Raw genomic sequence first — 17,898 nt, forward strand, 5'->3', positions numbered from 1 at the left:
CAATAGACCGCCATCGCGAGCAGGCTCGCTCCCACAGGGATTTGTGATCGACACAAAACTACTGTGGGAGCGAGCCTGCTCGCGATGAGGCCAGAATTAACAACACAAAGCTCAGGGCTTGAAACCCTGAGCCAACAACCAACTCCTGACCATCCTTCCCTGCTCTTCAGTCAATCCAGCCAGCGCCTGCTCAGCCGGCTCGGTTCGCAACCGCCGCACCAACGGCGCCAACTCCACCCCCTGCACATGCCAGATCCCCAACGGCTGATCCGCCGTGATCACCACCTCGGCCTCATCGACAAACCCGTCACGTAGCACCGGTGCCCGCTCGATTTTCAGCGCATTGAAATCCGCCTCGGCATGGGCCACCTCGGCATCCGGCCATTGCCGCCGTGCCTGCCAGAACGGTTGATCAACCCAACGCTGCTCATCGGCATAAAAATCCCGGCCAATGCGCGCGAACCGCAGGAATAGCTGCTCCACCCGCTGCTGATGAAACCGCCGGGCCAGCGCCGCGCGCTCGGGTTTGCGCAACAAGGTGTTGATCACCGTCGGCGCCTGCAGCGCCGAGGACAGGGATTGAAAGATGCCGTTGCCCGACAACGGGTCGACCGCCATCGCCGCATCACCGACCCGAATCCAGTTGTCGCCGCACACCTGCGGGCTGAGAATCGCCGTGCTGCTGCGGGCGTGCAGCTGCAAATCGACCTCGGGGTCTTCGCCGAAAAACGCCTGGGCGAACGACGATGCCTGGCGCCGCTGTCGACAGTACTCGAGCAGTTGGGCCTTGCCCGGCAGAGCGGCGCTGGCCACGTCTACGGTCCATTGCCAATAACACTGGCCGTCGGCCCGTCGCGCCATCCAGGCCCAGCCGTCCTCAAGGCTTTCCACGGCGCTGGCGGTGGTGCCCGGCGCGCCTTGCCAGCGATTGAGCAGGCTGACGGTCTCCGGCCCGCGCAAGCCTTTGCCGAGGGCGGGTGCCTGGCGGCCACGGGCTTCCACCAGAAAGTCCGCAACCACTGCCTGGCCACCGTCCATCTCGATTCGATGACCGCTCGCGAGTGCCTGAACCGACAACACCCGGCCCTCGATCAGCTCGACGCCCGCCAGGCGCAACGCTTCGCGCAGGCCGCGATCGAAAGTCGGACGGTCGAGCAGGAACTCGACGTTCTGCGCGTGCTGCTGGCCATTCCAGTTCACTTGCCGCTGAGAGGGCAACGTCGCCTGCGCCAGCGCCTCATGCAGCCCGGCGCCACGCAACGCCTCCAGCACCCGTTGGGAAACGCCTTCGAGGGCTGCAAAGCGCCGCCATTCGCTGACCAGCGTGACCGCATACCCCAGGCGCCGCAGCCCCAGGGCTACCGCCGCGCCTGCGGGCCCGGCGCCCAAGACTACCATTGCGGTCATGGCCCTGAACGCCGTTCGGGGCCGCGATACCGGGCGTTTTTCTGCAAATACTCAATGATCTGCTCGTTGCTCGCCCCAGGCTGTGCCTCCAGAAAGGCCGCGATGTGCCCGCTTAAAGCCGCACAACCGAGACTGGCGCCAGACTGTCCCGGATAAGTGCCGTGCACGCACGCGGCGAAATCCGCCTGGGCACTGTCGAGCCATGACCATTCGAGTTCGGCGCAGCGCGCATCGCCGGTCACCCGCAGCACCTGTGGGTAATTCGCCGGAAACACGCCTTCGCCCTGGGCCGGGCTGGAAGCGCACAGCAGCACGCCCCGCTCCACCGCCGCCGCGCAGGCGCTACGCAACAAGCTGCGATCCTGACGCAAGCCCAGGCTCAAATTGATCAAGCGCACGTCCTGCGCCACCAGCCAGTCGATGGCCGTGGCGATCTGCAAGGCGCTGGTCACCCCGCGCCGGTCGAACACTTGTGCCACGCAAAACAGGGCCGAAGGTGCACGCCGGCCGATGGCTTCGATCACCGCGCTGCCATGGCCCAGCGGATCATCGCGCAAGTCGCTTTCAACCAGGCCATCTTCCACCAGGGAAAAACGTCGGCCGGCGACGACTTGCACCCGCTGTGCCGTCGAGTGACCACTGTCCACCACGCCAATCTTCAACTCAGGCCTCATGCAACACCGTTTTCGAAATCAATACACCGTCGAGCAATTCAAAGCGCAGGTCGGCATCGGCCAGGGTCGAGGGGCGATGGCTGATGAGGATGCGCGTGCGTCCCGCAAACAGCCGGTCGATGGCCTCGATCACTTCGCGCTCGGTGGCTTCGTCCACCGCCGAAGTGGCCTCATCGAGCACCAGGATCAATGGGTCCTGCAACAAGGCGCGGGCAATGGCGATGCGTTGTTTCTGCCCGCCGGACAACTGCTGGCCGCGCTCTCCCAACGGGCTGTCGAGGCCCTCGGGCAGGGTCGCGATCAGGCTGTCGAGTTGCGCCAGCCGCGCGACTTCGGCGATTGCTTCACGGCTGGCGTCCGGCACGGCATAGGCCAGGTTGTCGGCCAGGCTGCCGCGAAACAGCACGATGTCCTGGCTGACCACGGCAATGCGCCGACGCAACTCGAACAGGTCGAGTTCACGCACATCCACGTCCCCTAGCAGCACCCGCCCGGATTGCGGGTCGTGGTGGCGTTGCAGCAAATCGATCAAGGTTGATTTGCCGACTCCGGAGCCACCGCTCAGGGCGACTTTCAAACCGTAGGGAATCCGCGCCTCGATGCCACGCAGGGTGGTCGGGCGACCGGGATGGCTGAAGTGCACGTCATCGAAGCGCAGCTCGCCAGAGCTCGGCATCGCTTTCGGTGCTTCGGGGGTCAGGACGGTTGCTTCTTCGCCGCGCAACTCCATCACCCGTCCGAGGCTGACGGTCATGCGCTGAATCGCCACATACAGCCCAAGCAGACTCTGCACCGGCCCGACGGCCATGCCCAGGTAAGTGGAAAACGCAATCAGCGCACCCAATTGCCAGGTGCCCTGCACTACCCAATATCCGCCAATCAGGAACGCACAGGCGCGCGACAACGAAGTCAGCGTGCCCGGGACGGCCTGGGTGAAAAACTCGGTGACCTGCAGGCGCAGCAACTGGCTCATGTAGCCCTGGCCCAGACTCTCCAGTCGCCGCGCCTCGCGTTGTTGCTGGCCGGCGGACTGGATGAACTTCATCACCGGCAGCGTCTCGACCATGAACGACGACATGTCCGCCGAGCGTTCACGCAACTGCCGCACATCGCGCTCGACCTTGCGCCGCATCCAGCGCAGCCAGAGCACGTCGAGGGGAATCAGCACCAACGCCAGCAGCGACAGCTTCCATGACAGCGTCAGCAGCATGGCCACGGCAACCACCAGGCCGATCACGCTGGACACCGCCGAGAACAACGAATCCACGGCAAAGCGCTGGATTTCCGCCACGTCGCCATCGAGTCGCGACATCAGGTCGCCGATGCGCCGCTGGCCGTAGAAGCTCGGCGACAGGGTCTGCAAATGCCGATACAGATCATCGCGCAAGGCAAACAGCATGCGCCCGGACAAGCGCGTGTGCAGGTAACGATTGATCCCGGACAACGCCGTGCCGAGCAATCCGGCGACGATCATCAGCCCGGCGATCAGCACCAGCATCGGGAAGTTGCGCGCCAGCAGGCCGTCGTCGATCAGCAACTTGGTCAGCCACGGCTGCACCAGGACCAACGCCGAGGCGCAGACCGACAGGCCCAGCAGCCCGGCAATCGCCAGGCGGTGCGGGCGCACGAAGCTGTACAGCCAGCGCAACGCGACTTGCAGGGCCTCGGGGTTCTGGCTGTCGATCAGCCGCACGATCAGGCGCTGCATCACGGGCGCAGCTGCTTGAGCTTGCGATACAGGGTCGCGCGGCTGATGCCCAGGGCGTCGGCGGCGGCCGAGACGTTGCCCTGGTGGCTGTCCAGGGACTGGCGGATCATCTCCAGTTCGTTTTCCCGGATACTGCCGGCCTGGGGCCGTTCGCCGGCGTGGAGCTCGTCGAGCATGCTGTCGGGCAAGTGGTCGAGGGTGAGCACAGTCTCCCCCGCTTCTCGCATGGCCAGCGCGGTGCGCAGGACCATCTCCAGCTGCCGGATGTTGCCTGGCCAGTGATAGCCCTCGAGCAAGCGGTTCAAGTCGTCGTGCAGGACCACGTTCGGTGCGTCGAGCCTGGCCAGCAGTCGGCCGACCAGCGCACTGAAATCCTCGCGTTCGCGCAGCGCCGGGAGCATCACGCTGATGCCGTTGACCCGGTAGAACAGGTCCTCGCGAAAGTGCTTGTCCTGCACCAGGCGCTTGAGGTCGCGGTGGGTCGCGCAGATCAGGGCGACGTCGATGTCCTGCTCTTCACCGGCGCCCAGTGGCGCCACCTTGCGGTCCTGGAGCACGCGCAGCAGGCGGGCCTGCAAGGCCAGCGGCATGTCGCCGATTTCATCGAGAAACAAGGTGCCGCCATGGGCCTGTTGCAGGCGTCCGACCATCCCGCCCCGGCGCGAACCGGTGAACGCGCCCTCGCGGTAGCCGAACAGCTCCGACTCGATCAGGCCTTCGGGGATCGCCGCGCAGTTGACCGCTACGAAAGGTTTGTCGCAGCGGCTGCCGGCCATGTGCAGGGCGCGGGCGATGACTTCTTTACCGGTGCCGGTTTCACCCAGCAGCAATACCGGCAACTGGTTGGCCAGGCCTTGTCGGGCCATGCGCAGGGCACGGGCATAACGGGCATTGCTGCCGGCCAGGGACTCAAGGTCCGGTTGTGCCTTCGCGGTTTTTGCCGAGCTGCGTGGCGCAGTTCCGACGTTGAGGGTTCGCTGCGGCGCGCGCAGGGTCTTGTAGAAGAATTCGCCTTTGGCGGTCTGCAGGCTGCCGACGCCGCCCTGGTGCAGGCGTGCCAGCAATTGCAGGCCATCGACGCCGAGAAACTCTTCGCAGCGCCGACCCACCAGCGCCGAACGCTCGGCATGCAACAACTGACAGGCCTGGGCGCTGACCGCGAGGATCTGCCCGCCCAGGCTCACCGCCAGCAGGCCCTGCCACGGCGATTCGAGGTACTGGCGGCGACTGTGGAACGCCAGGACGATTTCGTCCGGATAGCTGGCGTTGAACACCCGGCTTTCGATCTGGCTGACGGCCATGGCCAGCAGCGCGGTGCTGTCGTGGGCGCGGCCCAGCGGGCCTTCGCGGGTCAGGTCGAGGACGCCGAGGATGTCGCCCTGGGGGCAACGGATCGGCACCGAGGTGCAGGAAAAATCACTGAGGCGATCCAGGTAGTGCTCGCCGCAATCGATCAGGGTTGGCCGGGCTTCGATCAGTGCAGTGCCGAGGGCGTTGGTGCCGCGCGCAGCTTCGCTCCAGCAGGCGCCGAGGGTAATGTCTTGCAGGCCACTGCCCTTGAGGCGGTCGGCGCGACCTTCGACGGCGAGGATGGTGGCGTCGGAGTTGGCGAGGATGATCAGCCCTTCCTTGCCCTGGCGTTCGGCCAGGTAATCGATCGCCGGCAACGCCGCATCGATCAGCAGGCGATTGCTCGCCAGCAACACGTCGACGCTGGTTCTCGATTCCAGCGCCAGCTCATGCTTGGCATTGAAATGCACACCATGGCTGAGGCTGCGCCGCCAGGAGGCATCGATTTCCGCGCGCAGGACGCCATCCGGGACTTCGCCTTCCAGATGCAGTTTTTCCCGGGCCAGCCGGGCTTCGCGGTGCAATTTGGGGGAGTTTGTTTTTATTAGCGTCATCAAGCGCTCCGGGTCGTCCGCCCTGCGCCGTTACTTTATATGTCGGCGCTGTGGAGCCATCTTGACGTTAACGTCAGGGCAATGGCAAGTGCCTTACGGCGCTTGTGTTCCGGCAGGTGGGACCGCGTTATCGCTCATCGCGAGCAAGCTCGCTCCCACAGTGGTTGGCAATATAAAAAAAGGGAGGGCATCCATTGCCCTCCCTTCCTCTGTTTACGCTTACTGCGACACTACTGACCAGGACCTCAAGTGGCCAGGATGAAGTCTGTGGCAGTGACGGTTGTTGCGTCGTTCACACCTACCAGGCGAATGGAGTCAGCGCCTCCGATGCTGACCAGGGTATCCGCACCGACATCGGTGATGGTGACGCTGCCGGCAAAGGTCGCCGCCGTGATGTTGAACGCGGTGACATCGAGCCGATCCTGGCCTCCCGCCGCGTTCGCATCGAAGCTGATGATCTGATCGGTACCGAATCCCGCTGCGAACAGGAAGATATCGTTGCCGATGCCGGCATCCATGATGTCGTTGCCGGCACCGCCAGTGACCGTGTCGTTGCCAGTACCGCCATCGAGAAGGTCATTGCCGATGCCACCCAACAAGGTGTCGTTACCGACACCACCGAGCAGCGTATCGTTGCCATCGCCCCCCTGGAGCAGATCGTTGCCGGTACCGCCATCCAGGTTGTCACTTCCCAGTCCGCCAAACAGCGTGTCGTCGCCTGCACCACCGTTCAATGCATCATTGCCGTCACCGCCGTCGAGGCTGTCATCGCCAGTGCCGCCGTTCAGGGTATCGATGCCAATACCACCCAGCAGTTGGTCGTTACCGGCGTCACCATTGAGCGTGTCATTACCGCCGTTGCCGCTGAGGATGTCATCGCCGTTTTCACCATTGAGGGTGTCATTGCCTGCCCCGGCGGTGATGACGTTGCTCACCAGGTTGCCGCCACCCACGAAGTTGCCAACGCCGGTGTAGGTCAGGTTCTCGACGTTGGCATCCAGCGTGTAGCTGGCCAGCGCGGTCTGCACGGTATCCGTACCGCCACCCGTCACCTCGACCACCACGTCTGCGGCGACATCGACGACGTAGGTGTCGTTGCCGGCGCCCCCCACCAACCGGTCAGCCCCCGCACCGCCATTGAGGACGTCGTTGCCGACCCCGCCGGTGAGGGTGTTGGCCAGCGCATTACCGGTACCGGTGAAGTTACCGGCGCCGGTATAGGTCAGGTTCTCGACGTTGGCAGCGAGCAGGTAGCTTGCCAGGGTGGTCTGCACCAGATCGGTACCGCCACCCAGCGCCTCGGTGACAGTGTCACCAACGTTGTCGACCACAAAGGTGTCGTTGCCGGCACCGCCATTCATGACATCCGCACCCAGCCCACCGTTGAGGACGTCGTTGCCGTCCCCGCCATTGAGCACGTCGCTGCCGACCCCGCCAGTGAGGGTGTTGGCCAGGGTATTACCGGTACCGGTGAAGTTACCGGCGCCGGTATAGGTCAGGTTCTCGACGTTGGCACCCAGGGTGTAGCTGGCCAGCGTCGTCTGCACGGTATCCGTACCGCCACCCGCCGCCTCGACCACCACGTCCGCGATTGCATCGACGACGTAGGTGTCGTTGCCGGCGCCCCCCACCAACTGGTCAGCACCCGCTCCGCCATCGAGGACGTCGTTACCACCCCCGCCGGTGAGGGTGTTGGCCAGGGCATTACCGGTACCGGTGAAGTTACCGGCGCCGGTATAGGTCAGGTTCTCGACGTTGGCAGCGAGCAGGTAACTGGCCAGGCTGGTTTGCACCAGATCGGTACCGCCACCCACCGCCTCGGTCACGGTGTCACCGACGTTGTCGATCACAAAGGTGTCGTTGCCGGCACCGCCGTTCATGGCATCCGCGCCCAGCCCGCCATTGAGGGTGTCGTTGCCGTCCCCGCCACTGAGCGTGTCGCTGCCGACCCCGCCGGTGAGGGTGTTGTCCAGCGCATTACCGGTACCGGTGAAGTTACCGGCACCGGTATAGGCCAGGTTCTCGACGTTGGCACCGAGCACGTAGCTGGCCAGGGTGGTTTGCACCAGATCGGTACCGCCACCCACCGCCTCGGTGACGCTGTCACCGACGTTGTCGACCACGAAGGTGTCGTTACCGGCACCGCCATTCATGGCATCCGCGCCGAGCCCACCGTTGAGGGTGTCGTTGCCGGCACCGCCACTGAGGGTGTCGCTGCCGACCCCGCTGGTGAGGGTGTTGTCCAGCGCATTACCGGTACCGGTGAAGTTACCGACACCGGTAAAGGCCAGGTTCTCGACGTTGGCACCGAGTACGTAGCTGGCCAAGGTGGTTTGTACCAGATCGGTACCGCCACCGGCCGCCTCGGTGACGACGTCACCGACGTTGTCGACCACGAAGGTGTCGTTGCCGGCACCGCCATTCATGGTATCGACACCGAGCCCACCGTTGAGGGTGTCGTTGCCGTCCTCGCCATTGAGAACGTCGTTGCCGTCTCCGCCGTTGAGAATGTCATTGCCAGTGCCGCCCAACAACAGGTCAGCACCCGCCAGGCCAGTGAGCGTATCGTTCCCGCCCAGGCCATTGAGCACATCGTCACCCGTGCCGCCCGTGAGGATGTTCGCCCCAGCGTCACCTATAAGCACCACGCCAGGCGGTACCAGCGCCGTCGCCGCAGAGGTCACCGACTCCAGCGTGCCGAAGCCATCGGTGTAGCGCACGATCACCCGCAGTTGCAGATTGCCCTGCGCCCCACCCGGGGTGAACGTCGCAGCGGTCGCGCCGTCGATGTCGGTAAAGGTAGTGCCGGTACCTTGCTGCCATTGGTAGCTGAAGGTGCCCAGCCCATCCACATCGGCAATCCCGGCCGTCAGCGCGGTCAGCACCTGCCCTTGTTCCGGTGTCGTATCGCTGATCAGCGGCGCACCTGTGGGTGCATCGTTGACGTTTTCCACCGGGTCCGAAGGGTCGGACGCCACGCTTTCGGCCACTCCGAAGCCATCCACGTAACTGACCACCACGCGCACCTGATCGCCGACCTGATCCTGAGTCAGCGTAAACGTGCTACCTGTAGCGCCGGCGATGTTGACGAAGCTGACCCCGTTGGTCGCCTGCCACTGGTAGGTGAACTGCGGATTGCTTAGACCATCGGCATCGACGATGCTCGACGGGTCAGCGGTCAGCACCTGGTTCTGCGCCAAAATCCCGAGAACGGTTGGCCCTACGGTCGGTGCGCTGTTCCCCGCCGAATCGACGATCTCCAGCGTGCCGTTGCCATCCTGGTACACCGCCCTGACGCGGATGTTCAAACCCGCCACATCGTCTGTCACCCGGAAGGTAGTGCCCGTCGCCCGCGAAGCTTCGCCGGCGTCGACAACGGTGATGTCTTCATAGATGCCCGTGCCAGGAATGTTTTCCACCTGCCAGTAGTAAGCCACCGCACCGCTCACCGCGCCGGTCGGATTGGCCCCGCTGACGTTGTCGGCATCGTGTACCGCCCGATTGCTGACGCGCAGCAACTGGCCGGTCACAGGCGTGTCGTCACGCAGACCGGTAACATCATCGAGGATCGCCAGATGACCCGACGGGCCCTCGTTCAAGGCGGTGCCAACGCCGGTCGACTGCGCCAGGTCAGAGAACTGCAGACGCTCGATGCCGGTCAGGCGATCGACACCATCACGCCCCGCCACCAGGTCGGTGACGATGACCGTATTGCCCACCACTTCGACGGTGTATTCCGTCGAATTACCGGAGAACACCGCGGTGTCGAAGCGGTCATTACCGGTCAGGATCTCCCGCTTGATGATCAATTGACCCGGGTTGTAAGTGCCGTTGAGCATGAACGGCACCAGCGGTTCCATGCTGTCGAACGTGGCGATTTCCGGGCCACTGCCATCAAGGTTTGCCCGTACGCTGATGCGTACGTTCAGCCACTTGTCACCGTCGATGATGTCGTCGCCACCGCGACCTTCGATCAGGTCGCTGCCGCTGCCACCGAGGATGATGTTGCCGCCGTCGAAGAACGTCGCTCCCTCCGGCAGCACATCCGCCAGGCCATCGATCAGGTTGATGTTGGTCAGCACACTGCCGGTTGCACCCGCGCCAGGTAGCGATGCGGCATCTTCGTTGTCACCGCGCAGGAAGTCACCGTGCGCCGAACCCGACAGACCTTCCATGATGTCGAAACGCACCAGCGCCGAGGCCCCCGAACCCGGTACCAGCGGCACATCGAAAAAGCGGTCGCTCATGTCGATGCTCACGCCCTGGGCGAGATCCTTGAACGTCGCCCAGTCATAGCCGGAGCCGCCGATATAGCGATCACCTAGGCCGAGACTGCCGACCATGATGTCGTCACCGCCTTCACCGTTGAACTTGTCGTTCTCGCCACCACCGACGAACACATCGTTGCCGATGATCGGGTCGTTGCCCAGCGGGTCGAAGTTGTCGCCAGGTGCACCGTCGGAGGTGCCCTTCTCGATCCAGTCGTCGCCTTCGTTACCCATGTCCTGTTCGTTGGCTTTGCTGCCCAGGATAAAGTCGTTGCCCTGGCCACCAATGGCTTCGGAGGCGTCCTCACCGGTCACGATGAAGTCATTGCCGAACCCGCCAATGATCAGGTTGACGCCGTTGCCTCCGTGCAGCACGTCGTTGCCGTCGCCCCCCTGGATGTTATCGTCGCCGCCGGCATCAGTGATGATGTCGTCGCCGGCGCCACCGCGCAGTTGGTCGTTGCCGTCACCGCCTTCGATGCGGTCGTTGCCGCCGTCACCCCAGACGGTGTCATCGCCTTCACTCGCGATGAGGATGTCTGCACTGTGGGTACCGCCCAGCACGATGTGCTCTTCACCGGTGTACTTGATGTAGTTGGCGTCCGGTCCGTCGGTCAGCGGGTTGTCGCGGAACACCACCTTATGGCCGTTCTCGAGCGGATCGGCACTGCCCAGGCCATCGTTGTACTGCTTGGACTGATCCCTCTCCAGATAGAAACCCGGGTCCGAGAACACCAGGCCCGGCAGGTGCGTGGCCGAGGTGTTGGCCATGATCAGCTTGGCGAACGAGTTGCTTTCCAGCTCGGCGTTCATCGACAGGCCAGAGGTACGCTCCAGGTAGTAGAAGCGATCGCCGTCCTGCAGTTTCTCCATTTGATTCTCGAACACGAAGTTGAAGGTCGAGCCGAGCATGCCGCCAAACGGCGTGATCTGTTCGGCCAGGCCGCCGATCCATAGATCGATGGCGTCGACCCCCGTGATCGTCACACCCTTCAGATCGTCTGCAGTCCCCAGGGCCCCATCCTTGCCCGCCCGCGTCACGTTGGCCCAGTCACCGGTGCCGTTGAGGAAGTCCAGGCGATCGGATGGCTCGTCAATACCCCCGTCGCCAAAGACCAGCAACATCGCCGCGGCGCGCTTGCCTTCTAAAGTGGTTGCCGAGGTAATCGTGCCATGGGTGCCGTAGGCCGCGATGAAGTTGATCAACGACTCCGGATGCTTGAGGTGCTGCACCAGGTCGACCCAGCTGCTGTAAGGCTTGAGCTGGGTATCGCCGGTCTGGCTGTAGATGTCGCGGCGAATCGCGTTGAGCGAGGGAATCCCCACGTCGCGGCCACGGGCGATGTTGATCGCCGGCAGGTCGAGCGGCAGGCCCAGCAGGTTGTTGCGCAGCGCCTCGGTGACGAACTCGTCGATTTCGTTACCGGCTTGCCGAGTCACCCCACGCACGATCGCACTGGTCGCATCCTCTGGCGTCACGCCACTGGCGGCATAGGCCAACGGGTTGAGGAACGCCGCGATCAAGCCCAGTTGTTGATCGGGGTTAGCGCTGTTCGGATCGCCAATCACGTCAAAATTGACGTCGTAGCGATCGACGGTCTCGGTCAGCATCGAGTGGCCAAACCGGTACACGGTGTGGGCGAACTCGGCGACGATCGAGGCATCGAGGTCGACGTCATAGACCTGGGTCGGTGCGAAGAACAGGTCAACACGAGGCTGGATGGTTCGCGCAAACTCCTCGAACACCAGGTGCTGATACTGCATCTCGGTGCCGAACTTGGCCGCCTGGAACAGGCGCTCGCCATTCCACACCAGCGCATCGATCTCAGCCTGGTTGGCGGGCAAGGCAGCCACCGGCGTGAGCAGCCACTCGTTGAGGAACGCTACGTCCCCTGAATCGAGGACGGTATCCTTGGTTTGCGCCACCAGCCGGTTGTGCTCGGCGTGGAAGATCGCATGCACCGCGGTCAGGCCGATGTTCTCGTTGACCCGGCCGTCGCCGGCGATGTAGTGAGCGTCAAGCAGTTCGTTGTCGTAGGTCAGGTTGTTGCCGCGATCGCCAACTTCCTGCGCATTGCCGACTTCGTCGTCACCGTCCGCCTGCAGAATCCCGCCAGCGACCACCGGCACAGCGTTGTGGGCGATGTCGTTGAGGAAGGCATGGCCGGTGCGTACCGCGTTCACGAGGCTGATCGGGTTGGCCGGATTGCCTTCCATCAGGGTAGTGACGTCGTCGGCGGTACCGGCAAGGCCGTCCAGCCCGTTGTTGAGGCGAATGACAACCTGCGGGAAGCCGTTCGGCCCTTTGATGAAGTTGCCATAGGCATCCGTCGCCAGCAGCGGACCGCTGTCGATATCGGCGTCGGTGAGGTTGATGCCCAGCACGTCACGTGCCTGCGCCTTGACCACCTTCCAGGTCGCCATGCCACCGATTTCGGTGTCATCGCTGGTACCGAACTTGCCGTCCAGCCCCAGGTCACGGTTAGTGATCAGGTTGCCGGTGGCTTTAGGGCCGTCATCCGTCATCACGTACCCGCGCAGGAACACCTGGTGCGACGGATGCGAGCTATAGGTCTGGTTCTGGTCCACGAACGGCGTGGTGGTGTTGGTGTGCTCATGGATGTCGTCGGCCGTGCCGAGAATGCCATCCGCCCCTGGCTGGTTGGTCGCGCGGGTCAGCACCATGAAGTTGGTGTTGCCGCCGGGCACATACAGCGGATCGTCAGTTTGCAGCGGGATGTAGATGGTGCCTGAACCGCCCTTGGTCACCAGGTCCAGGCCATGGTCGAAGAACTGCCCGAAGAAGGTCATCCAGGCGTTGAACGGCGCAGACAATCCCGCATCCGTCGCGGTGTTCTCGAACAGGTACACATCGTGATCGTCTTCCGTACCGAACTTGCCATCCATGCCGGGGCTGGCGACTATGCGTACGCCATCCTTGAGCACGTCGTCGTTACCGCTACCCTCTAAGCCGTAGTCGAGATGACCGTTCGCACCCGGGTCGTACGCCGTGGCATAGGCCGCCGGGTTGTTCGACGTCTGGTCGACGATCAGGTTACTGATGGTGCGCGGCTGCGAGTCAAACACAGCGCCGCTGTTCTGCGCATACGATGATCCCGGGATGGCCGGCGAACCGGTGCCGAAGAAACCGGCAGGCACACCTTGCGCCGGGTTGAACACCGGATCGGTCAAGCGCGGGAAGGTGTTATCGGCGGCACCAAACCCGGTGTTGTTGTTGCCGTTGAGGTTCAGCAGGTTGTTGTTCGACCCGTCGACCGCACGCAGGCCCAACGGCGCGCGGATATTCGGGATCAGCGAGAGGATGTCCTGGCCGGCCGCGTCAGCCTCGGCAATCTTGATCTGGTCAAGGATGAAGTTGAGGTCGGAGCGGACCATGTGAAGGCCCTCGCCACCCGCCGTGGCATCGGCCACGGGGGTCGGCGCCGTCGGTACGACCGGCGCGCCGGCAGCCACTACCGCCGTCGGCTGCGAGAACACCACTTCCGTCGTGCCATGCCCATCCTGGTAGATCGCCTTGACCCGCAACGACAGCCCGGCGAGGTCAGGAGAGACCTTGAACGAGGTGCCGTCGGCACTCTGGAACGCCAGGTCGCCGGCCGGCAAGAGGATGATGTCCTCGAAAACGCCGCTGCCTGGGTCCGACTCGAATTGCCAGTAGTAGGACACCGAGGAGCTGTTGAGACTGCCCCCAACGTTGTCGGTATCGCTCACCCCGGCCACGCTGACGGTCAGCATGTCGCCCACCGTAATCGCGCCGCCGTTGTTATCGGCGATGGTCGGTCTGCCAATCGGTTGGGCATTGCCTGGCGCCAGCGCCAGCTGTCCATCGGCGAACTGCAGGCGTTCGATATGCAGCAGGGTATCGGTGCCGTCGCGGCCCGCTACGCTATCCGCCACCGTCCACACATCGTCCGCCGTGTCGAGCGTGCCACGGGTGTCGCGCGTCACCAGATAATCGATCTGATTTCCGGAGAAAATCGCGGTATCGAAGGCCGCACCGCCGGTGGAAGTACCGGGCAGGATTTCCCGCACGGCCTTGAGCTGACCGGGATTAATGGAGCCATCGAGCATGAAGGGAATCATGTCGACCATGCTGTCGAAGCTGGCGACCTCGGGACCGGTATGGTTGACATCACCCGGGGCATAAACGGCAATCCTGACGTTGATCCATTTGTCGCCGTCGATCAGGTCATCGCCACCGCGGCCCTCGATCAGGTCACTGCCATTGCCACCGAGGATGATGTTGCCCGTGGCAAAGCCGGTGGTCGGCAGGCCGGCATCGGCCAGGAACTGCGCCAGTCCGCGGATCAACGCCACATTGGTCAGCGCACTGCCCGTGGCCCCCCCGTGGTTGAGGATGGTGTCGGCATCGACATCATCGCCCCTGAGTACGTCGCCGTACTTCGAACCGGACAAGCCTTCCACTTCGGCGAAGCGGTCAAGGATCGAGGCGGGCGAGGCGCCGACCGGATTGAACACGCCGGTGTTCTGGTTTGGCGCGTTGCCGTGTGGCTGTGCCAGCGCGGCCATGGTCAGGTCGGCGGTGACGCCGAACTTGTCATCCTTGTAGGTGACCCAGTCGAAGCCGGACATGCCTTCCATCTTGTCCTGGGCATCGCTGCCGACAAAGATGTCATCGCCCCCCTCGCCGATCATTTCATCGAAGCCACCGCCGCCGACAAAGATGTCGTTGCCGATCGTATCGTCAGTGAGCAACGGCGCGGCGTTATCACCAGGGGCACCGTCCTGGGTGCCCTTCTCGATCCAGTCGTCACCTTCGTTACCGGTCGGTGGCAGGTTGGTCTTGGCACCGAGAATGAAGTCGTCGCCCTGGCCGCCGAAGGTGGTGGTGATGTCTTCGGTGGTGACGATGAAGTCCTGGCCATCGCCGCCCAGGATCAGGTTGCCGGCGGCCAGCATGCTGCCGGCGATAATCACGTCGTTACCGGCGTTACCCTCCAGGCGGTTGTCGCCGAACGAGTCAGTGATGATGTCATCGCCTGCGCCACCCAGCACCGCATCGTTGCCGGCACCGCCTTCGAGGATATCGTTGCCCCCGTCGCCATAAACGGTGTCATCGCCGTCACCGGAGATGATGATGTCATTGCCGGCGGTGCCGCCCAGGACCACATGGTCTTCACCGTTGTAGCGCAGGTAATTGCTGTCTGTACCGGGGGTATCGGGGTTGTCGCGGACCACCAGCTTGACGATTTCCACGCCGTCGATCATGAGGCCGCCCGTCGGGTCGGCTTTGCCGCCCGCACCCAGGCCAGTGAACTGATTGTCCTGATTCACTTCGAGGGTGAACGTCGGCGTCAGGAACACGGTATTCGACAGGTGGGTAACATCGCTGTTGAGCATGATCAGCTTGGCGAACGAGTTGTTCTCCAGTTCGGTGCCGAAGTTCAGGCCTGCGACGCGCGACAGGTAGTAGAAGCGGTCGCCGTTCTGCAACGCCTCCATCTGGGTCTCAAAGACGAAGTTGAACGTCGAGCCGAGCATGCCGCCGAACGGCATTTTCTGCTCGGCGAGGCCACCGACCCAGAAGTCGATGTCGTCCACGCCGGTGGTGGTGACGCCATTGACCATGGCGTAATCGCCTGAGCTGTTAAGGAATGCCAGGCGATCGGCGAGATTGGCGGTAAAGATGCGCTCGTCGGGAGTATCCACGTTGATCACCGCGCTGCCACCAAACACCAGGGCCGCAGCGATCGCACGCATCTCGACCAGCGTATCCACATCGGCCGCCATCAATGCGCTGTGGGTGCCGAAAGCGGCGATGAAGTTGACCAGGGATTCGGGGTGCTTGAGGTGCTCGGCAAAGTCAGTCCAACTGATGTACGGCGTGAGTTGGCTGTCGCCGGTGGCTGCGTACATCTCACGGCGCGCTTCATTCAACGTGGGGATGCCCGTGTCGCGACCGCGCGCCAGGTTCAGGGCCGGCAAATCCAGCGGCAGACCGAGCAGGTTGTTGCGCAACGCTTCGGTGACGAACTCGTCGATCTCGTTGCCGACCTGACGGGTCGCACCGCGAATGATCGCCCCTGCCGCTTCGTCCGAGGTCGCTCCGCTACCGGCGAACGCCAGCGGGTTGAGGAAGGCCGCGATCAGCCCCATTTGCGAATCCGGGTTGTTCGGGTCAGTGAGGAGCGGATTGAACTCGGGGTCGAAACGATCGACGGTTTCGGTCAGCATCGAGTGGCCGAAGCGGTACACCACGTGGGCGAACTCGGCGAGGATGGCCGGGTTGATCGTGGTGTCATAACCGTTGGGGGCAAGGAATTCGTCGACCTGCGGCTGAATGGTCCGCGCGAACTCCTCGAACACCAGGTGCTGGTACTGCATCTCGGTACCGAACTTGGCGGCCTGGAACAGGCGCTCGCCGTCCCACACCAACGCCGCGATCCCGGCGGCCGTGGTTGGTATCGCAGCCACGTCGTCCGCCAGCCATTCATTGAGGAAGGCCAGGTCGCCGGCGGCAAGGATGGTGTCCTTGGATTGCTGGACCAGGCGGTTGTGCTCGGCGTGGAACACATGGTGCACGGCGGTCAGGCCGATGTTCTCGTTCACCCGGCCGTCGCCGGCAATGTAGTGGGCATCGAGCAGTTCGTTGTCATAGGTCAGGTTGTTGCCGGCCGCGCCTACCTCCTGCGCATTGCCAACATCGGTGTCGCCATCCGCCTGCAGAACCCCGTTGACCACGACCGGCGCGGCATTGTGGGCGATGTCGTCGAGGAAGCCATGCCCGGTGCTCACGGCATTGGCCAGGCTGATCGGCGCATCCCGGTTGCCTTCGACCAGTTGCGTGACGTCATCCGCCGTACCGGCGGTGCCGTCAGCACCGTTGCTGACGCGCATCACCACCTGCGGCATGCCGCTTGGCCCGCGGATGAAGTTGCCATAGGCATCGGTTGCCAGCAGCGGCACGCTGTGCACATCGGCGTCGGTCAGGTTGATGCCGAGGATGTCACGGGCCTGGGCCTTGACCACTGCCCAGGTCGCCATGCCGCCATTTTCGCCATTGCCATCATCGGAGGTGCCGAACTTGCCATCGGCGCCGAGGTCACGGTTGGTAATCAAGCGACCCGTTGCAATAGGGTTGCCTGCCGCGTTGAGGGCGTACTCGCGCAGGAACACCTGATGCGAGGGGTGCGAACTGTAGGTCTGGCTTTGGTCCACGAACGGCGAGGTGGTGTTGGTCTGGCCATCATCGGCAGTGCCGGCAATTCCGTCCGCACCAACGGAATGCACGGCACGTGACAGCACCATGAAATTGGTATGGCCGCCCGGTACGTACAACGGATCGTCCGGTTGTAGCGCAATGTACACAATCTCGCTACTGCTCTTGGTGACCAGGTCCAGGCCATGGTCGAAGAACTGGCCGAAGAAGGTCATCCACGAGTTGAAGCTGGCAGTCAGGCCGACGTCCGGCGACACGTTGGGGATAAAGAACACTTCCTTGTCGTCTTCCGTGCCGAACACGCCATCCAGCCCGGGACTGATCACCGGGTCGGCACCGCCATTCGCCGCAACCGCGGCCGGGTTGTTGCCGGTCTGGTCGACAATCAGGTTACTGATGATGCGTGGCTGCGGGTCGACCACATTGCCTGACGCGGCATAGGCCGCTCGATACTGGGCATCGAGCAGGCGCAGGAAGGAATTGTCCGCGGCGCCAAACTCGGTTTGCCCGGCGACCAGGTTGTTGTAGCTGCCATCGACGGTTCGCAGACCGAATGGCACCTGAGTGTTAGGCAGCAAATCGATTAGGCTGGCGCCACTGGCGTGCGCTTCCGCGATGAAGATTTGCTTGAGTATGAATTCCAGGTCCGACTTGTTGAAATTGGCCATTTTTTATTGTCCTCGATCTCTCTGGGGGAAAGGCACGGGACGAAAGAATCCTCCCACGCCCAGTCAGG

General features: G+C 63.4%; 5 protein-coding genes. All 5 read right to left on the reverse strand.

The genetic code is table 11. The features are described 5' to 3' along the window. Window positions 1-111: 111 nt before the first annotated feature. The gene (gene qhpG / locus OH720_RS23330) at window positions 112-1,407 is read right to left on the reverse strand and encodes a flavin-dependent monooxygenase QhpG (protein ID WP_272603076.1); all 1,296 of its coding nucleotides are present in this window, start codon (window positions 1,405-1,407) and stop codon (window positions 112-114) included. Next, window positions 1,404-2,081, reverse strand: a complete 678-nt coding sequence (gene qhpE / locus OH720_RS23335; protein WP_272603077.1) for a subtilisin-like serine protease QhpE — start codon at window positions 2,079-2,081, stop codon at window positions 1,404-1,406. Before qhpE ends, qhpG begins: the two co-directional genes overlap by 4 nt. Then, window positions 2,071-3,789: an ABC transporter ATP-binding protein gene (locus OH720_RS23340; RefSeq protein WP_272606507.1), complete on the reverse strand. Its 1,719-nt coding sequence runs from the start codon at window positions 3,787-3,789 to the stop codon at window positions 2,071-2,073. The genes qhpE and OH720_RS23340 overlap by 11 nt, the downstream gene beginning before the upstream one ends. Then, a complete protein-coding gene (locus tag OH720_RS23345; RefSeq protein WP_272603078.1) occupies window positions 3,789-5,693 on the reverse strand; it encodes a sigma-54-dependent Fis family transcriptional regulator in 1,905 nt (634 codons plus the stop codon). The genes OH720_RS23340 and OH720_RS23345 overlap by 1 nt, the downstream gene beginning before the upstream one ends. Before the next feature lie 245 nt (window positions 5,694-5,938). Next, window positions 5,939-17,830 (reverse strand): peroxidase family protein, encoded by an 11,892-nt coding sequence (locus OH720_RS23350; RefSeq protein ID WP_272603079.1) that lies wholly within the window; start codon window positions 17,828-17,830, stop codon window positions 5,939-5,941. Window positions 17,831-17,898: the final 68 nt, after the last annotated feature.

Origin of the sequence: Pseudomonas sp. WJP1, from assembly GCF_028471945.1 — a bacterium.
Classification (GTDB): Bacteria; Pseudomonadota; Gammaproteobacteria; order Pseudomonadales; family Pseudomonadaceae; genus Aquipseudomonas.